The organism is Phyllobacterium sp. GQ127 (assembly GCF_059758635.1).
On sequence record NZ_JCAXDZ010000002.1, the window covers coordinates 42413 to 66612 of the forward strand.

Annotated in this window: 26 protein-coding genes and 1 tRNA gene; 15 read left to right on the top strand and 12 right to left on the bottom strand. The window is 53.9% G+C overall.

What is annotated here, in order from left to right; all coding sequences use genetic code 11:
• The first annotated feature begins 81 nt into the window (after positions 1-81).
• Positions 82-321, top strand: coding sequence for a hypothetical protein (locus tag AC6CHM_RS08445; RefSeq protein ID WP_337353971.1), 240 nt, complete (start codon positions 82-84; stop codon positions 319-321).
• Between the two features lie 6 nt (positions 322-327).
• On the opposite strand, the gene AC6CHM_RS08450 is transcribed toward AC6CHM_RS08445, so the two are convergent.
• From AC6CHM_RS08450 to AC6CHM_RS08460, 3 genes are all read right to left on the bottom strand, one after another.
• Positions 328-516: a hypothetical protein gene (locus AC6CHM_RS08450; protein ID WP_498172712.1), complete on the bottom strand. Its 189-nt coding sequence runs from the start codon at positions 514-516 to the stop codon at positions 328-330.
• Positions 517-579: 63 nt separating this feature from the next.
• Positions 580-981 (bottom strand): (R)-mandelonitrile lyase, encoded by a 402-nt coding sequence (locus tag AC6CHM_RS08455; protein WP_354342715.1) that lies wholly within the window; start codon positions 979-981, stop codon positions 580-582.
• On the bottom strand, positions 978-1358 hold the full coding sequence (locus AC6CHM_RS08460) for an ArsR/SmtB family transcription factor (protein ID WP_336440705.1): 381 nt from the start codon (positions 1356-1358) through the stop codon (positions 978-980). Before AC6CHM_RS08460 ends, AC6CHM_RS08455 begins: the two co-directional genes overlap by 4 nt.
• Before the next feature lie 121 nt (positions 1359-1479).
• Here AC6CHM_RS08460 and AC6CHM_RS08465 point away from each other — a divergent pair, with 121 nt between their 5' ends.
• Positions 1480-2655, top strand: coding sequence for an MFS transporter (locus AC6CHM_RS08465; RefSeq protein WP_307282280.1), 1176 nt, complete (start codon positions 1480-1482; stop codon positions 2653-2655).
• Between the two features lie 24 nt (positions 2656-2679).
• Here AC6CHM_RS08465 and AC6CHM_RS08470 read toward each other — a convergent pair whose 3' ends face one another.
• Complete coding sequence (locus AC6CHM_RS08470) at positions 2680-3711, bottom strand: fatty acid desaturase (RefSeq protein ID WP_115051466.1); 1032 nt, start codon at positions 3709-3711, stop codon at positions 2680-2682.
• 229 nt (positions 3712-3940) lie between these two features.
• Here AC6CHM_RS08470 and AC6CHM_RS08475 point away from each other — a divergent pair, with 229 nt between their 5' ends.
• Positions 3941-4180 (top strand): hypothetical protein, encoded by a 240-nt coding sequence (locus AC6CHM_RS08475; protein WP_115051465.1) that lies wholly within the window; start codon positions 3941-3943, stop codon positions 4178-4180.
• Positions 4181-4266: 86 nt separating this feature from the next.
• Here the strand turns inward: AC6CHM_RS08475 and AC6CHM_RS08480 are convergent, their stop codons facing one another.
• Positions 4267-4659, bottom strand: coding sequence for a nuclear transport factor 2 family protein (locus AC6CHM_RS08480; RefSeq protein WP_115051464.1), 393 nt, complete (start codon positions 4657-4659; stop codon positions 4267-4269).
• Between the two features lie 304 nt (positions 4660-4963).
• Here AC6CHM_RS08480 and AC6CHM_RS08485 point away from each other — a divergent pair, with 304 nt between their 5' ends.
• A complete protein-coding gene (locus AC6CHM_RS08485; protein ID WP_354342712.1) occupies positions 4964-6166 on the top strand; it encodes an MFS transporter in 1203 nt (400 codons plus the stop codon).
• 76 nt (positions 6167-6242) lie between these two features.
• On the opposite strand, the gene AC6CHM_RS08490 is transcribed toward AC6CHM_RS08485, so the two are convergent.
• A tRNA-Arg gene (locus AC6CHM_RS08490) sits at positions 6243-6319 on the bottom strand.
• Between the two features lie 137 nt (positions 6320-6456).
• On the opposite strand from AC6CHM_RS08490, the gene AC6CHM_RS08495 reads away from it, so the two are divergent.
• Positions 6457-6696 (top strand): hypothetical protein, encoded by a 240-nt coding sequence (locus AC6CHM_RS08495; RefSeq protein ID WP_498172715.1) that lies wholly within the window; start codon positions 6457-6459, stop codon positions 6694-6696.
• Positions 6697-6734: 38 nt separating this feature from the next.
• Here the strand turns inward: AC6CHM_RS08495 and AC6CHM_RS08500 are convergent, their stop codons facing one another.
• Entirely contained in the window at positions 6735-7625 is an 891-nt protein-coding gene (locus AC6CHM_RS08500; protein WP_498172716.1) for a LysR family transcriptional regulator, read from the bottom strand.
• A gap of 180 nt (positions 7626-7805) precedes the next feature.
• On the opposite strand from AC6CHM_RS08500, the gene AC6CHM_RS08505 reads away from it, so the two are divergent.
• The 3 genes from AC6CHM_RS08505 to AC6CHM_RS08515 all read left to right on the top strand — a co-directional run bounded on the left by AC6CHM_RS08505 (position 7806) and on the right by AC6CHM_RS08515 (position 10667).
• Positions 7806-8546 carry a sulfite exporter TauE/SafE family protein gene (locus AC6CHM_RS08505; RefSeq protein WP_498173289.1) on the top strand — a complete coding sequence of 247 codons (741 nt, stop codon included), beginning with the start codon at positions 7806-7808 and terminating at the stop codon, positions 8544-8546.
• A 90-nt stretch (positions 8547-8636) separates the two neighbouring features.
• Positions 8637-9887, top strand: a complete 1251-nt coding sequence (locus AC6CHM_RS08510; protein WP_498172718.1) for a serine hydrolase domain-containing protein — start codon at positions 8637-8639, stop codon at positions 9885-9887.
• Positions 9888-9983: 96 nt separating this feature from the next.
• Positions 9984-10667: a superoxide dismutase gene (locus AC6CHM_RS08515; RefSeq protein WP_336440700.1), complete on the top strand. Its 684-nt coding sequence runs from the start codon at positions 9984-9986 to the stop codon at positions 10665-10667.
• A 68-nt stretch (positions 10668-10735) separates the two neighbouring features.
• On the opposite strand, the gene amaB is transcribed toward AC6CHM_RS08515, so the two are convergent.
• Together amaB and hglS are read right to left on the bottom strand one after the other, a co-directional pair.
• Positions 10736-12247 (bottom strand): L-piperidine-6-carboxylate dehydrogenase, encoded by a 1512-nt coding sequence (gene amaB / locus AC6CHM_RS08520; protein ID WP_307282302.1) that lies wholly within the window; start codon positions 12245-12247, stop codon positions 10736-10738.
• Between the two features lie 72 nt (positions 12248-12319).
• Positions 12320-13708, bottom strand: a complete 1389-nt coding sequence (gene hglS, locus AC6CHM_RS08525) for a 2-oxoadipate dioxygenase/decarboxylase HglS (protein WP_498172719.1) — start codon at positions 13706-13708, stop codon at positions 12320-12322.
• A 122-nt stretch (positions 13709-13830) separates the two neighbouring features.
• On the opposite strand from hglS, the gene AC6CHM_RS08530 reads away from it, so the two are divergent.
• From AC6CHM_RS08530 to AC6CHM_RS08540, 3 genes are all read left to right on the top strand, one after another.
• Entirely contained in the window at positions 13831-14757 is a 927-nt protein-coding gene (locus AC6CHM_RS08530; RefSeq protein WP_115051458.1) for a LysR substrate-binding domain-containing protein, read from the top strand.
• Between the two features lie 88 nt (positions 14758-14845).
• Positions 14846-16129 (top strand): NAD(P)/FAD-dependent oxidoreductase, encoded by a 1284-nt coding sequence (locus AC6CHM_RS08535; protein ID WP_498172721.1) that lies wholly within the window; start codon positions 14846-14848, stop codon positions 16127-16129.
• 41 nt (positions 16130-16170) lie between these two features.
• Complete coding sequence (locus AC6CHM_RS08540; protein ID WP_435530081.1) at positions 16171-17037, top strand: endonuclease/exonuclease/phosphatase family protein; 867 nt, start codon at positions 16171-16173, stop codon at positions 17035-17037.
• On the opposite strand, the gene AC6CHM_RS08545 is transcribed toward AC6CHM_RS08540, so the two are convergent.
• Together AC6CHM_RS08545 and AC6CHM_RS08550 are read right to left on the bottom strand one after the other, a co-directional pair.
• Entirely contained in the window at positions 17009-18469 is a 1461-nt protein-coding gene (locus AC6CHM_RS08545; protein WP_115051455.1) for a phospholipase D-like domain-containing protein, read from the bottom strand. The two genes, AC6CHM_RS08540 and AC6CHM_RS08545, sit on opposite strands and share 29 nt — an antisense overlap.
• Before the next feature lie 17 nt (positions 18470-18486).
• Complete coding sequence (locus AC6CHM_RS08550) at positions 18487-20001, bottom strand: sensor histidine kinase (RefSeq protein ID WP_498172722.1); 1515 nt, start codon at positions 19999-20001, stop codon at positions 18487-18489.
• Positions 20002-20261: 260 nt separating this feature from the next.
• On the opposite strand from AC6CHM_RS08550, the gene rpmH reads away from it, so the two are divergent.
• The 4 genes from rpmH (at position 20262) to yihA (ending at position 23548) form a co-directional block, all read left to right on the top strand.
• Positions 20262-20396 carry a 50S ribosomal protein L34 gene (gene rpmH, locus AC6CHM_RS08555; protein WP_040853797.1) on the top strand — a complete coding sequence of 45 codons (135 nt, stop codon included), beginning with the start codon at positions 20262-20264 and terminating at the stop codon, positions 20394-20396.
• Between the two features lie 47 nt (positions 20397-20443).
• Positions 20444-20806 carry a ribonuclease P protein component gene (rnpA, locus tag AC6CHM_RS08560; protein WP_307282321.1) on the top strand — a complete coding sequence of 121 codons (363 nt, stop codon included), beginning with the start codon at positions 20444-20446 and terminating at the stop codon, positions 20804-20806.
• Between the two features lie 47 nt (positions 20807-20853).
• Positions 20854-22692 (top strand): membrane protein insertase YidC, encoded by a 1839-nt coding sequence (gene yidC / locus AC6CHM_RS08565; RefSeq protein ID WP_115051452.1) that lies wholly within the window; start codon positions 20854-20856, stop codon positions 22690-22692.
• Positions 22693-22912: 220 nt separating this feature from the next.
• A complete protein-coding gene (gene yihA, locus AC6CHM_RS08570) occupies positions 22913-23548 on the top strand; it encodes a ribosome biogenesis GTP-binding protein YihA/YsxC (RefSeq protein WP_307286340.1) in 636 nt (211 codons plus the stop codon).
• Positions 23549-23630: 82 nt separating this feature from the next.
• Here yihA and AC6CHM_RS08575 read toward each other — a convergent pair whose 3' ends face one another.
• Positions 23631-24182: a fasciclin domain-containing protein gene (locus AC6CHM_RS08575; RefSeq protein WP_115051451.1), complete on the bottom strand. Its 552-nt coding sequence runs from the start codon at positions 24180-24182 to the stop codon at positions 23631-23633.
• Between the last annotated feature and the right edge of the window lie 18 nt (positions 24183-24200).

A 24200-nucleotide genomic window follows, 5' to 3' on the forward strand; every position in this document is an offset into this window, starting at 1 on the left:
CCGTTTTGTTGGAAAACAACTGGGGTATGGCGCATCTTCGCTTCAACAAAGGGCCGACAGCCTTTACTCGGAGTTAGAGAAATGAACATGTCAAAAGCGCATACACCACCCAAACCAGTATTCTCCGCATGGATAAATTGGATCAAGGGATTGAGAACCGGGCACGGCAAAAACGCGCCTGTCAGTCATGTCCGTCTGGATGAGTTCTCAGACCATATGATGCGCGATATTGGAGCCCTGGATGGCAGGAGCTCAACGGGCTACAGACGCAGGCACTCTGTCGACGGACGGCTCGACGATAATTTCAATGGGCCGCTATAATGGCGATTATGAATCGAAATCAGTCTCGAGCTTGCGTTCAAGCGCTACAAGGTCATCGGGCAAGGGCATGCCCATGGCCCTGAGCTCATTCAAATGTTCGCGCAAGGTTTCATGGATTTCATGAGCATCCGCTGGCCGCTTGACCATCTCTTCAACCAAAAGTGCGATTCTGGCTTTGATGTCTTCGAATGCCATGATTATTCCCTTTCATGCGAACATACATTTCCAACCCGAACAGGGTAACAGAAATGTAGCAGACTAATCGTGGCCGGAATATTGCGTATCTGAAACCTTTTCCATCCATTCCACCGCTTTGCCGTCGAGCGCTTCCTGCATGGCAATATGGGTCATGAAAGTAGTGGGGCTAGCGCCGTGCCAATGCTTTTCGCCCGGGGGAATCCAGATTGTATCCCCAGCCTTGATCTCCCTTATTGCTTCGCCCCAAACCTGAGCAAGCCCGGAGCCGGATGTCACGTGCAAAGTCTGGCCGAGTGGATGGGTGTGCCAGGCCGTACGAGCACCTGGCTCGAAACGGACAATTACAGCGCGCAATCGCGCAGGTTCTTCCGCTTCAATGATTGGATCCTGCCAGACAGTTCCGGTAAACCAATCGGAAGGAGGGCGGCGCGAGGGGACAGAGCCGTTTGGCGTTATTCTCATGATGGCAATCCTGATTGTTTCGGAAATTCAGTGGAGGAGGGAGCAACGCCAGGTGAGAGCTGCGTTGCTGATGCCAGAATTGAATCCAGAAAACCGGGAAACCGCTTTTCCAAATCCGTGCGCCGCAAGGACAGCAAGCGTTTTGTCCCTTCAGGGCGAACGTAAATAATGCCCGCCTCACGAAGCTTGCCAATATGATAACTCAACGCGGTTTTGGATCCGAGGCTTAGAAAATAGCTGCAGGTCATATTGCGCTCGTCTTCGCCAAATCTCGCAAGCATGGAGATGATTGTCAGGCGGGTTTCATCGCCCAGTGCTGCAAGAACAGCTGGCAGAGCGATTTCTTCCGGAGCAGGATGATACAGAGCGTTCGTCATACCTATGTAATAGCAATTGGCAGGAGAGATTTCAATGTTCAATAATTATTGAACTTACCGCTTGACTTTGATTTGGAGGAGGCGAATAGTTCAATGATCGTTGAACATCTAGGTATTAGCCATGGACATTCGTCTTGTAGGACTGGCGCTGGGCACATTTGCAATCGGCATTGAAGGCTTTGTCGTGGCAAGCCTTCTGCCCGAGATCGCTGGAGACACGGGGGTAAGTCTTGTTCAGGCAGGCTATCTGGTTGTGACCTATGCTTTCGCCTATGCAATTGGAGCGCCCATCGTCGCTGCCCTCACAGGTGCGCTGGATAGGCGTATCGTGCTGGCTGGAAGCGCATTGGTTTTTGTTCTCGGTGCTATTCTTGCTTCAATATCCCCGACATATATTCTCTTGCTGATAGCACGCCTCCTGATTGCAGTGGTTGCCGGGCTTTATGCCGCGACAGCGCAGGCGACAGCCGTTGCAATATCGCAGCCGCATCATCGCGCCAGAGCGATCTCTGTGATCGTCGGGGGAACAACTCTGGCCGTGGCGTTTGGCGCGCCATTGGGGGCATTTATAAGCAGCTTTGCGGGCTGGCGCGGCACATATCTGTTCATTGCCCTGATCGGTGTTCTGGCCACGTTGATCGTTTGGCTATTGCTGCCACGCGGCCTTTACGCAGATAAAATGACCTTGGCCAAGCGCCTGAGCGTCATCCGTCATCCGGGCCTGCTGCCCGCACTCTTGACCATGCTTCTCTATATGACCGGAGGCTTTGCCGTATATACCTATATCGCGGCTGTTGCACTGGAGGGGACAGGTCTTTCCCGTGAATACTTGCCGATTATCCTTTTGGCTTTTGGAGTTGGCGCGGCATTCGGCAATTTTCTTGGCGGGCAGTTGGCCGATCGCTTCGGTGCCACCAAAACGGTGATTGCTGCATCCATTCTCAATACAGTTGCCCTGATCCTGGTCAGTTGGATCATGACCTTGCCACATGAGTTTGCCGGTATTGTCTTGATCGCGCACATGGTGGTCTGGGGCGTTATCGCCTGGATGTTTCCACCGGCGCAGGCAAGCCGCATATTGGCGATAGCGCCGGAAAGTGCGCCGCTCGCTTTATCGCTCAATTATTCCGCGCTCTACCTTGGGGTTGCCATAGGATCAATGATCGGAGGGCTGGTCATCACCAATCTGGGGCTGAACTATCTGGGCACTGTTGGCAGTATATTCTCAATCCTGGGTCTTGCGGTAATAAGACTGGCCCGCACCGCGAGGCCCAAAGAGCATCTGTCGATTGCGTGATCGCGCGAGGGCCGGGCGCTGATATCAGACCTGCGCCCTTGCTTCCCTGAAAGAAATCAGTCTTTTGCGGTTTTCATCCCACAATACAAGCTTCACGCAGCGCAGGCTTTCCATGATTGTAATACGGCCAATATCGGCAAGCTCCGGATAGTCCTTCAGAACTTGCGGAAGCCGGTAGCAGGGAACCTTGCTGGAAAGGTGATGAACATGGTGAATGCCAATATTGCCGGTGATCCATTGGAGAAAACCCGGCAATATGTAATGCGAAGAACCATGCAGGGCGGCTTCATGGAACTGCCATTCCGGTGCCGATGACCAATGCGTCTCTTCGAATTGATGCTGAACGTAAAACAGCCAAATACCCGCCGCTCCCGCAAGCGTAACGATGGGCAGGTGTATCAGCAGAAATGGACCGACGCCGACAAGCCACATCAGAAATATGGCGCAGACAGCGATGCCAAGATTGGTTGCCATGGTTGAAATCCACGGCGCAGCACCAGACCGCATCATGCCGAAGGGCAGACGCTGCTTGAAGAAGAACAGCCAAACAGGCCCCACACCAAACATGACCGCCGGGTGGCGATAGAAGCGATAGCCAATCCGGCCCCAACGCGACAGCGCGCGATATTCGGCAACCGTCAGCGTAGTAATGTCACCAATGCCGCGTTCATCCAGATTTCCCGCCGAGGCGTGGTGAATAGCGTGGCTGCGTCGCCAATAATCATAAGGTGTCAATGTCAGCACGCCAATGACCCGGCCAGTCCAGTCATCCGTGTGGCGGTGAGCAAAGAATGATCCGTGGCCGCAATCATGCTGGATCATGAACAATCGCAACAGGAAGCCTGCTGCTGGAATAATGAGAACCAAACCCCACCAATAGCCATAATGGACAGCGGCCCAGCACAAAGCCCAGAAAATAGCGAAAGGAACAAGCGTAACCGCAAGTTCAAAGGCGCTCCGGCCTCTATGCGGTTTGCGATATTGGCTTAGAATTTTAAGCCAAGGACGAGCATCAGAGCTTGCTGCAGGGCTATTTTTTTGTGGAGGAGTTATCATCCGCTATTATATGGCCGCCGAATAAGATCACGCAAGGTGCGCTTTGAAATAAAACGTTACCAAAAGCAGTAACATAGTGCCGCTATTGGAACCGCTGTTAGTGCTTGGCGTTTAGTACCAAATAGGGCACCTATGGCCTCATGTGTTTACTGATGTTTTCTGGATCGAAGGCCTGCCTTTGAATTCTTGGGTCAGTATTAAAATTATCGTTTGACGTAAGGCTAGTGTAATGGACCCAGTGCAATTGATTGTCGTCATAGCGTTCGACCAAGGGGATGCTGGCGAGCTTTTCCCGGTTGGAGAACCGCAGCAATTCGAAACAAAAGATCGCGCCATCCGCACCGCCAAGGATTTGGCTTCAAAACATGCTGGTGTTATCGCTTGGGCCCGGGAAGCGAAGCCGGATGTTGGCGAGTATGGCCCGCCGGAAATTATCTATACAGCGGGAGAGGTGCTGGAGCTCGAATAGAGCAGTTTCCGCACATTGAATCATTGATCTGCGACTGGGGTGAGTTGGCTCTGGTCCCAGCTATCGCGGTACTTAAGACGGATAACTCACATCGTAATTCTGGTGCTGTGGATGAGGATCAATGTCCACCGCCCGTCAGTTCGTGACCAGACCCGGCTATAAGCGAGCTTTTCGGAAAAGCTTTCCCCGTAATATGTTCCGGCGATTTTTCCGAACCATGAGACTGTCGCGGCATTTTCCATGAGTCGCACCGAGCAATCCAACATGTCAATCTGATCAAGTTTAAGGATATTGGCACGATGGAAATCGAGGTTTTCCTGCTTGTTCAGCCTGCGTCCAAAAGGATCTATCGCGATGAGATTGTCGTCGAGACATTCATCCAACGCGGCAGTATCGCTGGAAAGCATCGCCTTGCGCAGGCTGTCTTCAAGCTGCTCAATATCAGTGATGGAGAAGTTCAAGTCGGATTCCAGTGTCATAATGAGCTCTGTCGTTGACCAGTCATGTTAGCCGTCCAGCAATAATCGAATGCCGATTAAGGTCTGATAAACGGCCATGTTGGGTGCCCGATGAAGGCAAGTCAACGCATGCCGTCTTGCCGTACACATTGCAACAGTATTTTTGACGTTTTGTTCCATTCCATCTCGTTGAGGCAGGGCCCGGACCCCCAGAAGCATTGCGAGAATGAGCCGCCATGGTTTTCCGGCAATTCTATACTTTTGATAATTGGTGATTGTTGTTAGAGATGTATATCAACTTTAAGCTGCATTGAAGGGCATCCGCATGATCGGCAATCCCATGCATCGGCAGGTATTTTTGCTAGCGAGCGCGCAAGCGCTCTTTCAAACGGTCACGGTACTTGTCGTGACTGTCGGCGCTCTGGCCGGCGGTCAGGTCGCCTCGCGTCCGGGGCTGGCAACTATGCCGATCGCTGCGATGTTTCTGGGCACGGCGGCAGCGACATTTCCTGCATCAATGTGGATGGCACGGGTCGGCCGCCGGACGGGCTTTGTCGCCGGGGCGCTGCTTGGTGTTGTTGGCGGGCTCTGCGCGGCACTGGGCATCTGGCTGGAATCGCTACTTCTTTTGTCATTCGGCACGTTTCTGGTCGGAGGTTATCAATCTTTTGCACAATTCTACCGATTCGCTGCGAGCGAGGTCGCTGACGAGACCTTCCGCTCCCGGGCGATCTCGCTCGTGCTGGGAGGCGGTGTCGTCGCGGCTGTGGCGGGTCCCATGCTTGCACGCCTCGGTGGTCCGCTGCTGCAGCCCGAATATGTCGGTTCATTTCTGCTTTTGGCACTGGTCTCTCTGGTTGCCGCCGGAGCGCTGCTCTGGCTTCGCGTTCCCACCCCGCAGGCCATTTATAGTGATGCGGATAAGGGGCGGTCCTGGGGCCAGATCGTTACTCAGCCAGTCTATCTCGTTGCGCTTTTCGGGGCCGTGACCGGCTACGGAATCATGATTCTTGCCATGACTGCAACGCCGCTTGCGATGGCGCATCATCATCACGACCTCCCAGCCACTGCGACAGTCATTCAACTCCATGTGCTTGGGATGTTTTTGCCGTCCTTCTTTACAGGCTCGTTGATCGCGCGCTTCGGCGTGCTGCCTATTATGCTGACGGGCCTGGTTCTCTTGGCCGGTCATGTGACCATGTCATTGACGGGAACTGGTTTCGGTTCGTTTGCAGGCGCGCTTGTCCTGCTCGGAATCGGTTGGAACTTCCTCTATATTGGCGGTACAACATTGCTGACCAGCACCTATACGCCAGCCGAAAAAGGGCGTGCGCAAGCGACCAATGACATGACGATCTTTGCCTGTGGGCTTATGTCTTCGGTGAGCGCAGCAGCGCTGCTGGAATTCCTTGGATGGCAAATGCTCAACCTGTTACTGCTGCCCTGGATGGGTGCTGCCGCGCTCGCCCTGATCTGGCTTGGCTGGAAACAGCGCAAAGTTTTGCCATCGACCACTATTGTCAGGTGACTGTCTCAAACGGTCCCGAGCAGGCTACGCCCTCCCAGCGGGCGAAGTCCGCAGTTCCAGCAGTTCTCTACTGAAATGGCGCACCCGACAGGATTCGAACCTGTGACCTCTGCCTTCGGAGGGCAGCGCTCTATCCAGCTGAGCTACGGGTGCATGGGGGCTGCGACAGCTCGCATGCGCGAAGCGGTTCTAGCCGATGCGCGTCAAGGCTTCAATGGCGAATTTTGAATATGAACGGTATTAAGGTTCTAGCGCTCTCATTGGCGCTGCGCTGAATTGGAGGAGAAATTATGATCACACTTGGTCCAGCACTGGCGTTCGTGAAGACTTGGACGGCGCAGAACGTCCACCTTGATAAGCTTGGTGATGCGGAAAAGCGAGGAGAGGAGCTTGCGCGCGCGTTGCTCGCCGATGCAAAGGCTGCTGGCTATGACGAGACGGAAATCGAAGAGGCAGTAGGGGACGATGTTGTTGATTACATGATCGAGGCTCTTGGCAAGGCGGGCGATCCGAAAGTCGTCGGGTCGTAGACGCCCCGCAGGGCATCCTGGCTTTCAACGCCGCCGTCTTATCCCGTTTGAGACAAAATATCAGCAAGGCGTGCTGCCTGCGGTGTGAGGTCACTGAAGCGACGGGCACAGAGGCACAGGCGGCGTGTGGCCCAATCATTGCTGAGAGGAACTATCCTCAATTTGCGCGTGCGAGAGGACTTGCGTGCCGCCCCTTCCGGGACAATGGCAATTCCAACATTATTCGAAACAAGTTGGATGACAGTTTCCAGCGTTGTCACACGCACCCGAAAGTTGAGGTGCCGTCCCAGCTGTGCTGCCCGCCGGATGATGTGCTCCTGTAAGGCATTGCCGATGTTGAGGCCGATGAAGGGTTCGTTTACCGCATCCTCGAAGCGGATTGAGCGGGCACCGGAAGCAAATGGGGAATTATGCGCTGCGATGATTGTGAGGCGGTCGGTGCAAAAGGGCCGTTGTTCGAGATTCGACAGATCGGCCCAACTGGCAGCAATGCCAAGATCCGCATAGCCATTGACAAGCTTTTCAGCAATCAGGTGGCTGGGATGTTCCTCAAGGTCCACATCAATATGAGGATTTGCCACGAGAAAAGTCGATAGAAGTTCAGGAAGAGACTGTGTAGCCGCCGCCGTATTTGCCAGTAGACGAATGCGCGCCCTGAAACCATCGGCGTGCTCGCCAAGATCCCCTGTCATGGCCTCGATCTGATTCTGAATTGTTCGCGCGTGATGAAGGAGTGTATGCCCAGCCGAGGTGAGGGTGACGCCGCGCCGTTTCCGCTCAACCAGCGCTACGCCAAGCATATCCTCCATGCCCTTGATGCGGGCACTTGCCGATGCAAGCGCGAGGCCCGAGCGGTCTGCACCCGCAGTGATGCTGCCGCTTTCAGCGATATGCAAAAACAACCTCAGGTCAACCAGATCAAATCGCAAACCAACACCTCGTGACTTCGGCCATAACGAAGGCTGGCCCGGGCAATTCCAGATTGTGGACTTGATAGGGAAAGGTCAAGAGTCGGCGTGGAATAGCTCAAAAGAACAGGAAGTGCTGCTATGATGGAAGTCGCCGGAAATCTGGTCAATCTCGCAACTGGCCATCTTGTCTCCTTTCCGATGATCTGGATTACCGTTGCATCGGTGTTTTTGTTGGCCGGCCTTGTAAAGGGTGTCGTGGGAATGGGCTTGCCCACCGTCGCAATGGGCCTTCTGGCAATTACCATGCCTCCCGCACAGGGCGCGGCAATCCTGATTATTCCATCCTTCGTCACCAATATATGGCAGTTGCTGGCAGGCCCATCGTTCAAGCGGCTTTTCAAGCGTCTCTGGACCATGATGGCGGGTGTTGCTGTTGGAACCGTTGCTGGAAGCGGTTGGCTGACAGGCGGTCACACCGGCGTTGCGCTCTCCGGCCTTGGTGCAGCTTTGACGATCTATGCAATGCTGGGATTGCTACAAGTCAGGTTTCAGGTGAGCGTGCGTTATGAAAATCTGCTCTCGCCGCTGGTCGGGCTGATAACGGGGCTCGTGACCGGTGCAACCGGCGTATTCGTTATTCCGGCGGTTCCTTATCTGCAGGCGTTGATGCTGGAAAAAGAAGAGCTGATTCAGGCATTGGGGCTGTCATTCACAGTATCCACGATCGCGCTGGCTCTTGGGCTCGCGCTGCATGCCGATGATCAAATGGCATCTGTGCCGTTGCTTGGTGTCTCGCTGCTTGCGCTGATTCCCGCTTTACTGGGCATGTTCATTGGACAAATGCTTAGAGCGCGAATGAGCGCCGAAGCATTCAGGCGTGTCTTTTTCAGCGGGCTGCTCTTGCTCGGCATATATCTGGCGATCACGTCCCTGAGCTAATGCACTCTATGATGGAAAAAACCGGTTTCAAGCATTGAACCGAAGCGAAGAACACCGCACTCTCGCCTGGCAACAAAGGAGGAGATGTGAATGTTTCGAAATTATATGATTGTGCCGTCATTCAGAGTCACGATGTTTAGTACGGTAGCGCTTCTTATAGGGGCGACTTCGCCCATGATGGCGGATGAAAGCACATATCCGCATGGCAATGAGCCTATTGGGACTGTCGAACAGGTTTATGATGGCGCACTCTTGCCGGATCTGGCAGTCAGCACCTACCGGAACATTGACCGGCTTTTTCCAACACGCACGATCAAGGCTGGAACGAAGCCTCTCGATCTTCCAAAAGCTGACAAGCAGCTCACGAATGTCAAATTCAAGTATGAGGAAAAGGATTACGATCTCTACGATTTCGTGGCGCTGGACAATATTACAGCCATGCTCGTCATCAAGGACGGCAAGATTGCCTTTGAAACATATCAACGCGGCAATACGGAAAAGACACGTTGGATGTCGATGTCGGTGGCAAAGTCCATCAGTTCTACCCTTGCGGGCATTGCGATAAAGGATGGGCTGATAAAGGGCCTCGATGCGCAAGTCGTGGACTATGTGCCTGAGCTGAAAGGCAGCGCCTATGATGGCGTTTCGGTTCGGGATGTTTTGATGATGTCGTCTGGCGTCAAATGGAATGAAACCTATACCGACCCAAACTCTGACCGGCGCGCCCTGTTAAAAGCGCAGATATCGCAAAAGCCGCGCTCTGCCGTAGAGCTTATGGCGAAACTGCCGCGAGCTGCTGAGCCTGGCACATTGAATACCTACAGCACGGGCGAAACACAGATTCTTGGTGAGATAGTACGGGGTGCGGTGAAAAAGCCGCTTGCGGATTATCTGTCGGAGAAAATCTGGGCGCCGTTCGGAATGGAAACCGATGCGACCTGGTGGTTGGATTCGCCCGACGGGGTTGAGATTGGCGGCAGTGGGATTAGCGCGACCTTGCGCGACTACGGGCGTTTCGGCCTCTTCTTCATGAACAATGGCGTTATTGATGGAAAGTCCATATTGCCGGAGGGCTGGGTAAAGGAAGCGACTACGCCAAAGACGCTTAAAGGCGGCAAAAAGCTCGATTACGGCTATATGTGGTGGACCGCATGGACAGAACCTTCCATCAAGGATGGCGCATTTTCCGCCATCGGGATTCAAGGTCAAAACATCTATATTGACCCGGCTGAAAAGGTCGTCATTGTCACTTTTGGCGCGCAACCCAAACCGGTGGGCAAGGAGCCGATCGATCCAAATGTATTCTTTGATGCAGTCGTTGCAGAATTGAAAAAACCATAAATTGAGCTGCACAAGCAGATGTGTACGGTGGAACTCTGGCGCTTTGCAGTCGTTTGCGATGTATCTGGAGATTCACCGAACGCAGGAGAATGAAAAATGAAAATGAACCGCCGTCATATGCTCGCGCTATCCGGCGCGGCAGCCGCCACGACGCTTTTCTCTCCCTCGGTTCGTGCCCAGGCTTCAATGCCTTTCAAGCAGTCTGAACTGCCCTATGAAGAAGGGGCATTGAGCCCGGTCATTTCAGCTCGCACTGTCGGCCTACATTTTGGAAAGCATCATGCGGGCTACTACAAAAAGCTCAATACGCTGACCGAGAAAACGCCTTACGCGGAACTGCCTCTGGAGGAGGTTGTCGTGCGCGCCAAAAAGGAAAATGAAACGGCGATTTTCAACAATGCTGCGCAGGCGTGGAATCACAATCTGTATTGGGAACAGTTCAAAGGTGGACCTGCCGCCGCTGAGGGTGCTTTGCTTGATGCGGTGAAAAGTTCATTCGGCGGCATTGACGAATTGCAAAAGCAGATCGTCGCGGAATCGGACAAGGTGTTTGGCACCGGCTGGGTGTGGTTGGTAAAGGATGGCGATAAACTTGCCGTCGTTGGAATGCAGGATGCAGGCAATCCGCTGGCAGATGGCAAGAAGACGCTACTCGGTATCGATGTGTGGGAACATGCCTACTATCTCGACTATGAGAACAGGCGAACCGAGCATGTTGCCGCACTGCTGGCAAAGCTGGTCAACTGGCAATTTGTTGGAGAGAAATTCCAGTCCGCCTAGGCGGGTTTATGGAAGTATCGCTCCCGCCGTTTGAACAGCGGGAGCAACAATATCGCAGTGAAGTTCAATCAATCAATATCGAATGACACGCCTTGAGCGAGTGGCAAAGCCTTGGAATAGTTCACAGTGTTGGTTGCGCGGCGCATATAGGCCTTCCACGCATCCGAGCCGGATTCGCGCCCGCCGCCAGTCTCTTTTTCGCCGCCGAATGCGCCGCCAATCTCAGCGCCGGATGTGCCGATATTGACATTGGCAATGCCGCAATCCGAACCGTCCGGGCTGAGGAAGCGTTCGGCTTCCTGCAAATTAAGCGTGAAAATCGACGATGACAGACCAGCACCGACGGCATTGTGCTCGACAATCGCCTGATCGAAATCGCTATACTTCATCACATAAAGGATTGGAGCGAAGGTCTCTTCAACGACAGGTCCTGTCTGTTTTGGCATTTCAATCAGGGCAGGGCGCACATAATAGGCGTTGGCATGATCTGTGTCGACGCGTGCGCCGCCAGTAACCTTGCCGCCATGCGCAACAGCTTCGCTGATTGATTTTTGCATATGGTCAAATGCCGCCTTGTCGATCAATGGACCGACCAAAGAAGGCGTATCAAGCGGGCTGCCGACGGAAACGCTTTCATAGGCCTTTTTGAGGCGCGGGACGAGCGTGTCATAAACACTCTCATGGACGAACAGACGACGAAGCGTGGTGCAGCGCTGACCGGCTGTTCCCATGGCCCCAAAAGCAATGGCACGCAGCGCCATATCGAGATCAGCCGATGGGCAAACGATACCGGCATTATTGCCGCCCAGCTCAAGGATTGAACGGGCAAAACGCTTGGCCAGACGCGGACCGACTTCGCGGCCCATCCGTGTGGAGCCTGTGGCTGAAACCAGTGCCACTTTCGGATGATCGACAAGGGCTTCACCGATCGTGCGGTCGCCCATGAGCGTTTGCGCAAGTCCGGCGGGAACGTCACCGAAACGCTTGGCGGCACGATCAAAAATTGCCTGACAGGCGAGACCGGTCAGCGGGGTTTTTTCTGACGGCTTCCAGACAACGGAATCGCCGCACACGAGGGCAAGTGTCGTATTCCACGCCCAGACAGCGACAGGAAAGTTGAAGGCGGAAATAACGCCAACGACGCCGAGCGGATGCCAGGTTTCCATCATGCGATGGCCGGGACGTTCCGTGGCAATGGTGAGACCATAGAGCTGACGCGAAAGACCAACCGCGAAATCGCAGATATCGATCATTTCCTGAACTTCGCCCAGACCCTCTGACGGGATTTTGCCAGCTTCGATGGAAACAAGGCGGCCAAGGTCATTCTTGTGCGCGCGCAGTTCTTCACCAAAAAGGCGTACCAGTTCACCACGTTTCGGCGCTGGAACAAGACGCCATTCGCGGAAGGCGGCGTCAGCAGCTTCGATTGCTTGTGCAGTATCTGCGGCGGAGTGAACTGCAACATCGGCAACTTTTTCACCAGTAACCGGGCTGAATGAAGCCATCGTGCCGCCCGTATAAGCCGCGTCTGCGACGCCGAGCTTGGAAAGGAGTGTCTTTACTTCCTGAGCAATAGTCATCTTGCTTACCTTTTATTATCTGTCGAATGAGCTGACCGGCTTTTATCAGCCGGCGCGGATTATTGAAACGGCCTAGCTGGCAAGCGCGACCGGGCGCAATTGCTGTAAACAGGCTTCGATGGACGCGTTCTCAAGATTGGCATAGTGCTCGAATTCATCAAGGACCGGAGCACCGAGGTGGAGTTCAAACTCTTGCTGGCTCGGGCTGGCCGCAAAGTTTTGAGCCGTCGTATCGCCAAGGTTTGACTGGAAGATGCCTGCTGCGCTAACGGGCAAGAAATCCTCATAGACAATGGGATCGAACTGCACCGCACCCTTGCGGATAAGCTCTTCAAGATCGCTGCCACGAATAGTCGAGGTGGCAACCGGGGAATAACGGAAATAGCCGAGTTTCTCCGTGCGAATGGTTGCCCAATCATCGGGGAAGCCGGCGAACGCATCCTGCAGGGCGTCAATATAGGCCTGCGCGTTGGAGCCATCCGCCGCCGGCCGAATGACCTCGCGTGACTTCGTCAGCAGCCGGTCATATAGCGCGCGGCCCTTGGGCGTGAGTGCAATCCCGCGCTGTTCGATTTCACCGAAACGTGCAGTGTGGGAGCCTTTCTCCCAATTGCCTTCAGCATTGACGAAGGAAACGCTCTCCTCCAATGCCTTGAATGATGTCTGGCGCAAAAGGATGGGGCAGTTGCGCGTGGGAGGACCCTCAATGACCGCTTTCGGCGAAATGCCATTGGCGGGCATCAATGCCTGAACAGCATCAATATCGAGAGTGCGGGGTGTCAGATGGTTGATGTGCGGTCCCTTGAAGGACACGACATCGGCAATCAGGCGGTGGGCATCGTGCAGACGCCGATAGAGGTCGTTGCTGACGCTTGCATGATCATGCCAGCGGAAAGTTTCGAGTATCTCCTGGACGAAGGATGCAGCATCAGCTGCGTCAAGCCCGCCATTCATTTCAGCCTTTTCGAGAAGCGAAATAGCCTTTGCCGTAAATATCTGACGGGAATCAAGGGTCTTGCGCGCCTCTTCGCGCAGCGCAGCATCTTCGATAAGATCAAGGCGCAACAAGGAAGTGAAGACCCGGAAAGGATTGATCTTCAAGGCCGCATCGCCAACGGGACGGAATGCGGTGGAATGTACCGGTACACCGGCCTCACTCAGGTCGTAATAACCGACAGGATACATTCCCATGACCGCAAAAACGCGGCGAAGCATGGAAAGCTCGGCTGGGGTTCCAACGCGAATGGCGCCGTGACGCTCTTCCGATATACGTTCAAGCGTATCGGTTTGCTCAAGGCGCTGTGCCATTTCGGGCGAGGCTGCGAGTGTTTTTGCATTCACTTCGGCAACCAGTGACAGCAATGTTCCATAAGCAGGCACCTCAGTGCGATACATGGAAGACATGGCCGAAGAGAAAGACGCCCGGATCGCATCCGGCGAAAGAAACGTCGATGAATTCATAATGATCGATTCCGCATTGAATTTGGACAGCAAATCTTTTCCTGTCATGCTCAATATGGATTATACAGATTATCAGCCCCCACGTATTACGACGATTCAAACTTGGTTGATGCGAGAAGAGAATGAAGTTAACGAGACGCCTGATCCCCGACATCGATATTCTTCAAACATTCGAATGTGCGGCCCGCCATGGCAGTTTCACCCAGGCGGCAAAGGAGTTGAGTCTCACACAAAGCGCCGTGTCGCGGCAATTGAGCGAACTTGAAAACCAGATCGGCGTGCTCTTGTTCGAGCGCATACGTCAGCGGGTTGTACTGTCCGATGCGGGACAGAAGTTTTTGCCAGAGGTCAGGCGTCTGCTTGGTTTGACGGAAGAAACAATGTTGCGCGCCATGGCTGCATCGCAATCCGCATCATCATTGAGCATTGCGACATTGCCGACATTTGGCAGCCGGTGGCTCATGCCAAGACTGCCAAATTTTTTGAATGATCATCCGGAAATGGCGTTAAGCGTCGCATCCCGCTCCCAGCCGTTTGATTTTGATGAAGAACCTTTCGATCTGGCAATCCATTATGGTCAGCCGGTCTGGGCGCATGCCACATGCACCTATCTGTGCAGCGAAATGATTGTCCCTGTTGGCAGCCCGGAATTATGCCGCGCCAATCCTGTTGATACGCCTGCCGGATTGGCAAATTCGGCACCATTGCTGCATTTATCCACGAGACCGAAAGCTTGGGCGTCGTGGTTCGAGACACAGCAAGCCGAAGTCATCAGTCCCTATAAGGGACATCGGTTCGAGCATTTTTCCATGGTTATTGAAGCCGCTCTGGCGGGACTGGGATTTGCGCTGCTTCCGCGCTATCTCATCGAAAAGGAGCTGGAGACGGGCCGCCTGCAGGTGCTCTTTGACCAACCACTGCAAACCGAGAACAATTATTATCTTGTCGTGCCGGAGCACAAAAAGGAGAATCCTCTTGTGCAAAGCTTTATAAGCTGGATTGCGGCGCAGGTTACTGACCAACAACCAGATATGTCAGTCATTCGCTGAAAGCATCATGTCTTCCAAGAATTTCATTTTCGCAAAATGAAACCCGATCTATAACGGCAATCTATAATACTGGCCAAACGGTGATGGTATGCTGAACGATGAACACTCGCACGGCCTATGGGAAAAAACGGCGCCTCCCGCACCGAAAACAGAACCGTTGCGTGGCGATATTTCCGTCGATGTTGCGGTAATCGGCGCAGGCTTTACCGGCCTTTCGGCGGCATTGCATCTTGCTGAAGCCGGAACGAAGGTTGCAGTTGTCGACGCGGTGGACATCGGCTTTGGTGGTTCTGGCCGCAATGTTGGCCTCGTCAATGCGGGCATGTGGGTAATGCCAAATGATTTGCCTGCCGTGCTTGGGCAATTGCATGGCGAGCGCCTGCTTGAACTTCTGGGCAACGCGCCGCAATCCGTTTTCAATCTCGTGGACAAACATCAGATCGAGTGCGAACTGGTGCGCAAGGGCACCTTGCATTGCGCTGTGGGCAAAAGCGGGATGAAGCAACTCGAACAGCGTGCAGAACAATGGCAGGCGCGTGGCGCTGCTGTTCATCTTCTGGATGCGGCGGAAACGGCAGCTAAGGTAGGATCGAGCGCATATACTGGCTCACTGTTGGATAATCGGGCAGGTACGATACAGCCGCTTGGTTATGTGCGTGGCTTGGCCAGAGCAGCACAGGCAATTGGCGTTGCGATATATACCAGGACAGCCGTGAGCGCGACTGAGCGATCCGGCTCGCGTTGGCTTGTGCGGACGCCTTCTGGCACCATTTCCGCCGACTGGGTAATTGTCGCCACCAACGCCTATACCACATCGCCATGGCCCGCTCTCAGAGCTGAACTTTTGCACTTGCCCTATTTCAATTTCGCCACGACGCCTTTGCCGGAAAATGTGCGCGACACGATTTTGCCTGAACGTCAGGGTGGCTGGGATACGAAGGAAATTCTCAGCTCATTCCGGATGGACCGTGCCGGACGCCTTGTTTTCGGAAGCGTCGGTGCGTTGCGCGGAACAGGAATGGCTGTTCACAAAGCCTGGGCTGCAAGATCGATCCGCAAACTCTTCCCCCAAATCAAGGACGTGACCTTCGAAGCTGGCTGGTACGGCAAGATCGGCATGACAAGTGATAATCTTCCAAGGTTCCACACGCTCGCGCCCAATATTATAAGCTTCAGTGGCTATAACGGCCGCGGCATTGCTCCAGGAACTGTTTTTGGGCGCTTGCTTGCCGAACATATTACCGGCCGCGTCAGTGAAGCCGATCTGCCGCTTCCGGTGTCCCAGCCGAAAGAGGAGGGGATGCGCGGTCTTCGGGAAGGTTATTACGAGGTAGGCGCGCAATTGGCGCATCTGGTTGGTAACAGGCTCTAAAACACCTGCTTGCCATTCGGCGCATACCGACTTATCTCTATTTGATGGATAGCAAGAAACCGGCGCGGCCAATCAAGCCAAGCGTCTCAGCAAGTATTTTGGCAGCTGTCAGAAATCGCAACAAGCGCCCTACAGGCGTGACCCGTGTCGTGCGCAATGATTTGCTGATTGCCTCTTACAATGTTCATAAATGCGTCGGGATAGACAAGAAATTTGATCCGGACCGCATCGCACACGTCATCAGTGAAATCGGCGCGGATGTCATCGCCATTCAAGAGGCTGATAAGCGTTTTGGCGAGCGTACCGGATTGCTTGATCTTGCGCGTTTGCATCGCGAAAACAGCCTTGTGCCTGTGCCTGTCACGTCGCTTCATCCCAAAGGTCATGGATGGCACGGCAACCTTCTTTTGTTCAGGGAAGGGGTTGTGCGTCATGTGCAGCAGCTCGTCCTGCCGGGACTTGAGCCGCGGGGCGCATTGGTCGTTGACATTGATCTCGCCGCCGGACCTTTACGGATAATCGCGGCACATTTCGGATTGTTGAGGCATTCGCGCCAGCAGCAGTCAGAAGCGATTTTACGGGCTGTAAATGCCGATCCTTCGCGGCCAACGCTGCTGATGGGCGATCTGAATGAATGGCGCATTGGCAAGGGTTCTTCCTTGCATTTCTTATCGCCGATCTTTGACCCGGTAAAAAATGCCGTGCCAAGCTTTCCGTCACGCTTTCCGGTATTGGCGTTGGACCGGGTATTGGGGCATCCCCATAGTCTGGTGACAACTATCGAAGTTCACGACACGCCCCTGGCGCGCGTTGCCTCCGATCATCTCCCGATCAAGGCCTATGTTGATTTGAAATCAGCTGTAGCGGATGCCGCCTTTGTCAAAGATAGGGTGAGCCTAGCCAGATAATCCTGTCCAGCAAACGTTCCCAGAACGAACGGGCGCGCAGGTCCTGAAGCAGGACAGGTTTTGCATCGTTCAGAGCTTTCTGAACCAATCCCTCTACCTTCGATGCAAACTCTGCATCCATGACCTCAAGATCCACCTCGAAATTCAGGCGCAGCGATCGGGGGTCAAGATTGGATGAGCCCACATAGGCCCAAACGCCATCGACTGAAAGCAACTTTGAATGATTGAAGTTGCCGCTGGCGCGCCATATCCGGCAGTGACTTTTCAAAATCTGGTCGAACTGTGCCGTCATGGCGCGATCCACCAGTTTGAGATTGTTGTTGGATGGAATGACGATATCAACTTCAACGCCACGTCGAGCCGCAGTGACCAGGGCGCTGATAAGCTCCCGGTCCGGCAGAAAATAGGGCGACATGATGCGAATGTGGCTTTGCGCTATGGAGAACGCACCCATGAGCATCTTGTGATTGGCTTCAAGGCTGCGGTCCGGCCCGGAGGGTACAGCACGGATGAATACCGGTTCACCAGATTGCTTTTCCGGAGGAGCGATGTGCCAGGCCTCTCCCGTCAAAGCTTCGTTTGTGGAAAACCGCCAGTCTTCAGCGGCTATATGGAAGAGATCGGTGACGATGGGACCAGTCAAGCAAAAATGCGTATCGCGTGCATTGTCTTCGCCTGCAACCTCGGCCGAGAAACCGGCTCGAATGTTCATGCCGCCGGTGAAGACCACCCTTCCATCAACGACCAATATCTTGCGGTGAGTTCGAAGATTGGCATAGGGCAGGCGGAGGCCAATGATAATATTGCCATTGAACACATCCACCTTGACGCCGTGTTTGGAAAGGTAGCCGACAATACTCGGAATGGAATAACGCGCCCCGACCGCATCGATTAAAACCCGAACTTCCACTCCACGCTTTGATGCAGCGATAAGCGCGTCCGCAAGGCGCAAACCAATCTTGTCGCGATCAAATATATATGTCTCGACGAGTACGCTTCGCTCCGCCGAGCCCACTGCTTCCAGCATTGCATGATAGGCATCGTCGCCGGTCTGAAGCATGGTGATAGTGTTGCCGGTGGTGAGGCGGCAGCGGCTTACGCGATCGCCTAATGTCTTCATTGCCGAAAGGCGTTTTTCGAAATGTGCCAGAACATCTTTTTCAGTAGCATCAAAACGCAGGAACTGGCCTTGCCCGATCTCATGCAAGAATGCGCGCTGCGATGAAATGGAAGAGCGCCGTATGCGGTTGATGCCCACCACGGCATAAATGACAGCGCCAATGACCGGCGAGAGGATAATAACGCCAACCCAACCAATTGCTGCGCGCACTTCCTCCTTGGTCATGGTCGCATGGATGGCTGCGGGAACGCCAAGAACAATCGACAGGACGAAGAAAATTTGCGGCCAATAAGCAGGGAGGTATTCAGACATTGCGCTTGAACTTCATGTCAAGAAATTGAACTGCGGCGGGATCGCCATTCAGCAAGCGATACGGGCTGATTAGGAATGCGGACTTCAAAACTGGTTCCAGCGCCCTCATGATCACGCAATTCTATGGTGCCGCCATGAGCTCGAACGAGTTCGTGAACAATTGCAAGGCCAAGGCCGGTGCCTCCTGATCGCGCCGAACCCTTGAACGCGGTAAAGAGATTCTCGCGCGCCTTCGCAGGCAGACCGGGGCCGGTATCGTCTACGCCAATGATTGACGTCGTGCCGATTTGTCCGGCCGTGACCGTCAGCCGCCGGACCAATGATGGATCGCTACGGGTATCTCCGAGCATGGCCTGGACAGAGTTTCGGCAGAGATTGGAAATAATTCGGAAAAATTGATCGGGGTCGACATCAATTTCGAATGTTTCCGGCACAAGATTCTTGAATTCGATAGTTGGTTTCGTCTCGGCTCCCGCCTTTGCATCAAGATCGAGCATTTCCTCAACGTCATTGACGATGGCGTGGAGCTTGACCCTGCGTCTTTGCGGCGGAGCTTCCTGTGTCCCCCCATAGGCGAGAACAGTTTGTGAATAGTTGATGGCCCGGTCGATTGTCCGTACGAGCTTGGGAACAAAACGCTGTATTGCCGGATCGCTGGAATTGGCAAGGTGATCGGATATCAGCTGGGCGGATGCGAGAATATTGCGCATGTCATGATTGATCTTCGAGACGGCAAGGCCGAGATCAGCCAGATGTTTCTGCTCGGAGAGGGTGCGTTGCAGCCGGTGCTGCATATCGGCAAGCTCACGCTCTGCAATACCCAGCTCATCCTCCCGTTTTCCGGGTACGATGATACGCTGAGGGTCATCGGGCTGCTGAGCAAAGGCAAGCATATTATCACTCATTCGCTGTATCGGGCGAATAAGCAGGCGGCTGATGGCGAGGAAAACGAGACTGGCTGTAATGACCGAGATGAACAAAGAGATCAGGGCAACGTTGCGGGCATAAAGCAGCATGGCATTGCGCAACGGAGCGTCGGATGTGAGTAGCTCTATGACCTTTCCCGTATCGCCCACAGGGCCGTAGACCCGGATAATGCGGTCGCCGCCATAGATGAGTTCGTCAAATGCACCCCGGATCATTGTCAGAGGGTCGGTTACGGTAATGTCGATGTGTTTGTCGACCTTCGAAGGCATGTCGGATACCGCTAGCAAGCGGGAAGCTCCATTTTCCTTCAATGCGATGGCCTTGGTGCCCGTCGCCAGCAAGACATCATCCTGCACAGATTGCGGAACGTCTTTGGCGTCGCTGGCTGCCAGAACCACGCTTGCGGCAGCAACAGTATTGAGCCTGTCAGATAGCCAGCGAATGCGCATATCTGCGATGGTGGGAACGAAGATCATGACCTCGGCCAGCAGGCCAAACAGAAGGGTCAGGCGCAGCAACTTGCCAGAAAGACGCTTCAGCACAGGCAAACGCCTTCCCACACTCATTTGCGGGCTTTGTTCCGGCTTTTGCTGACTGATGACCATATAAGCTCCATTGACCCTACATTGTGTAGGTCAAATGCCCATGCCATACAATAAATCACTTGTGCGAATTTGCCTATTTTTGAATCACGTCCATCAATTGACTTATAGGCCTCACGCATCTATAAGCCGCGCACGTCCGGGTTGACCGCCCCGCGTGACGTTTTATCAACGGTGTATTTTTAATACGCTAACGGCGGTCCTGATATGCTCCTGTCATAGAACAGACCACAAGAAGGGCCGCACACCGCGGTATTTAACAAATGAAGCGTACTTATCAGCCATCCAAGCTTGTCCGCGCACGTCGTCACGGGTTTCGTGCCCGCATGGCAACGGCAGGCGGCCGCAAGGTTATTGCAGCGCGTCGCGCTCGCGGTCGCAAGCGGTTGTCGGCATAAGTCATTCCGCGCGATTTCGTGCGGATGGCCAAAGTTGGCACTATAGAATGAATGAGCAAAAGCCACTCCGCCTTCGCAAGAGAGCGGAGTTTTTGGCTGTCCGTAACGGGGAAAAGCGCCGCGGTGCTTATTTCCTTGTTGAAGTCAAACAGCGGGACGATCAGGACGGTCCCACCCGCGTAGGCTTTACGGTCACCAAGAAAAACGGAAACGCTGTTGTCCGCAACCGCATAAAACGCCGCCTGCGAGAAGCTGTGCGCGTCAATGTTGCTGATGACATGGCTGCCGGAACCGACTATGTGATCGTTGCCCGCCCCGACGCCCTGAAGGCATCGTTTGCGGATTTGACCCGGGAACTCTCAAAACGGGTTGCCAAGAAATCAATGACCCGGCGTTCATCCAAGCCCTGACAGGCGCAGTTGAACCCGACCCGACTGGATTAGACCAAGGACTGACAATGGAAACCAACCGTAATTTCTTCATCACCATTGCCTTATCCATTGTGATCCTGACGCTGTGGCAAGTGTTCTATATGAACCCCCGCGTTGAACAGCAGCGAGAGCAAGCCCAGATCGAAGCTACCCGCCAGGGGCAAACGCGTGTTGACGGGCAGGCCAGCGCGCCCGCTGGGACAAATCCTGACGGAACGGCCACTCTCCCATCATCGACACCAGCGGCCCCCGGCGCAAATATTCCAGGTCAGTCCCCGGAAGCGGCAGGAACTGTGACCCGTGAGGCAGCGCTGGGTCAGACAAGTCGTATCCAGATCGATACGCCCAGCCTTAGCGGTTCGTTGAGCCTGACGGGCGCACGTTTGGACGATCTGCGGCTGAAGCAATATCACGAGACCGTCGATGATAGCTCGCCGACTATTCAGCTTCTCAGCCCCTCGCAGATGGTCGATGGCCAGTTTGTCGAAATCGGATTTACCGGCAACGACACCACGGGTGCGGTCCCGGGACCAAGCACGGTCTGGACAGTGGAGGGCAATAATAAGCTGACGCCCGCAACACCTGTCACGCTTGCCTTTACCAACGAAAAGGGCCTGACATTCAAGCGCACAATCAGCGTTGATGACAATTACATGTTCACGGTGAAGGATGCCGTGACCAATGGCACCCAAACACCGATCTCCTTGGCGTCCTATGGCCGTGTAACCCGTTTCTCCAAGCCCCTGCATGCAAGCACCTATGTCATTCAGGAAGGCCCTATTGCCGTAACCAACGGCAAGCTGCTTGAATACAAATTCGCAGCCATTGAAAAAGAAAAAGAAGTTTTGCCGGAAAAGACCAATACCGGTTGGATAGGCATAACCGATAAATATTGGGCTGCGGCACTTGTACCATCTCCGGCAAAGCCGTTCCAAGCGCGCATGTCCTATTTCGACAGTGGCCGTCCCTTGTACCAGAGTGACTACCTTTCGGACGCAACGACGATTGAGCCAGGTCAGTCGACAAGCATCGAAAACATGATTTTCGCGGGTGCCAAGGAAGTTGGCAAGATCAGCGCCTATGAAAAAGAACGCAACATTCCTCAGTTCGATCTTCTTATCGACTGGGGCTGGTTCTACTTCATAACCAAGCCAATGTTCTACCTCATCGACTGGCTTTATAAGGCAATCGGCAATTTTGGCGTCGCCATTCTTGTTGTCACCGTTCTCCTGAAAGCGCTGTTCTTCCCGCTTGCCAACAAGTCCTATGCTTCAATGGCGCGCATGAAACTTGTGCAGCCCAAGATGACTGAAATCCGTGAGAAATATGCGGATGACAAGGTCAAGCAGCAGCAAGCCATGATGGAATTATACAAGACCGAAAAGATCAATCCGATCGCCGGTTGTTGGCCAATTCTTATCCAGATTCCGGTGTTCTTCGCGCTCTACAAGGTACTGTACGTCACCATCGAAATGCGCCATGCGCCATTCTTCGGCTGGATTCAGGACTTGGCAGCGCCCGATCCCACATCGATCTTCAACCTCTTTGGTCTTATCCCCTGGACAGTTCCAGCATTCCTGATGATCGGCATCTGGCCGCTGATCATGGGCGTGACGATGTTCCTGCAGATGCGCATGAACCCGACACCTCCAGACCCAACACAGCAGATGATCTTCAACTGGATGCCCGTTATTTTCACATTCATGCTGGCCAGCTTCCCGGCTGGTCTGGTGATCTACTGGGCCTGGAACAACACGCTATCCATCACACAGCAGGCGATCATCATGAAGCGCCAGGGCGCGAAGGTGGAGCTTTGGGACAATCTTTCGGGGCTGTTCCGTAAAAAGCCAAAACCAGCCGAATAACATCGGCTCGGCAAGAGCTTAGGAGCCCCCGGCATAATCGGGGGCTTTTCTTTTGATGGCTTCCGGTTGATAACAACCCGATCAATATTGAATGCAGTCTAAAGCAAATTTGACATTTGCGTCCCACCGGTCGCAGACCACTGGTACCGACCGCCTAACGAATGGAAAAGACGTGAACGAAGCGCAAAACAATATAAACAGGCTCATCGAAAAGGGCCGGATGCTCTTCGCCAAGGGATGGGTTTTCATCCGCGGGGTTCCTGCGATGAAATTCCTCCCGCCGGAAGGGCCGCTTGAGATCGCGTTTGCCGGACGTTCAAATGTCGGTAAATCCTCATTGATCAACGCGATAATTGGGCAAAAGGGCCTGGCACGTACGTCGAATACACCGGGCCGGACCCAGGAACTGAATTACTTTGTTCCCGAAGGCTATTCAGGCGAAGATGGTGATCTGCCACCACTCGCCGTTGTCGACATGCCGGGCTATGGCTTTGCAGAGGCGCCGAAAGAGCAGGTCGATGCCTGGACGCGACTTGTTTTTGATTATTTGCGTGGACGCACAACGCTTCGACGCGTCTATCTTCTGATAGATGCCCGCCACGGCATTAAGAAGAATGATGCCGAAGTGCTTGATCTGCTGGACAGAGCGGCGGTCTCGTATCAGATCGTCCTGACGAAGATCGACAAGATCAAACCCGCCGGTGTTCCACGGTTGATGGATGAGACGGCATTGGCGATCAAGAAGCGTGCAGCCGCCTATCCGCACATATTAGCAACGTCGTCGGAAAAAAGCTCTGGTCTTGATGAGTTGCGGGCGGCAATTGCCCAGCTGCTGGAAGAGCAGGAAAATCGATAAAAAGCCCCGCTGATCCGGGTGTCGGTGGATTCTGCGGGGCAATTATGCGCAGATGCCAGTCTGCACATGTCTGTTGCTCAGATTACATCTTTGGCAACAATACTTTGTCGATAACGTGGATCACACCATTCGATTGATTGACGTTAGCAATGGTTACATTGGCGACGGTGCCATTCTCATCGGTAAGTGTGAGCTTTTTGCCTTCATATTTTGCAGTCCAGACACATCCGCCAACAGTCTTTACCGGATGCGCGCCCTTGTCATCATCGACCATCTTCATGATTGCCTTTGAAGACGCATTGGCCGCAACAACGTGGCAGGTCAGGATTTTGGCGAGCTTGTCCTTGTTTTCAGGCTTGAGCAAAGTGTCTACGGTGCCTTTTGGCAAAGCGGCAAAGGCCTCATTTGTCGGGGCAAACACGGTAAACGGGCCTTTGCCTGACAAAGTTTCGACCAGTCCGGCAGCTTTGACAGCGGCCACGAGCGTGGTGTGATCCTTGGAGTTAACGGCATTTTCGATGATGTTCTTGTTTTCATACATGGCAGCGCCGCCGACCATAGGGTTCTTTGCGTAGGCTACGCCGGCAATAAGCATTGTCGAAAGCGCGATCAGACCAAGTGATTTCTTTAACATGTCTCTCTCCACTGTTTG